This window comes from Pelomicrobium sp. G1 (genome assembly GCF_051905455.1).
GTDB lineage: Bacteria > Pseudomonadota > Gammaproteobacteria > Burkholderiales > UBA6910 > Pelomicrobium.
The window spans coordinates 1-261 of the sequence record NZ_JBQACR010000404.1 but is presented as its reverse complement, the minus strand read 5'-3'; the positions used below and the strand labels follow the sequence as shown (position 1 = coordinate 261).

The window sequence follows — 261 nt, the reverse complement described above, 5'->3', positions numbered from 1 at the left end:
CGGCATTTCAGCAAGCACACACAATCTCTGCCATCCCATTTGCGCCTCGTTTCATTCCTTCACGGTTGTTCAAAAGGGATAATGCGACCCGATATCGAGCTGCCTGGTATCCAGGCGGACGGTGCGGCTTAAGAACCTGGCCGGTCCAGCTTCATTCCCCAACCGGATCCGATCTTCGTATTTCCCGACCGCAAACAGACTGGTTTGCCCAGACTCGAAGTGGGAGTTAACGCCGTCGAGTTGAGTGCGATAGATGGTCAC

The 261-nt window shown here is 54.4% G+C and carries 1 pseudogene; it reads right to left on the bottom strand.

The features are described from left to right. Window positions 1-69: 69 nt before the first annotated feature. Window positions 70-261, bottom strand: a pseudogene (locus ACTFO6_RS19015) (hypothetical protein); the annotation flags it as partial.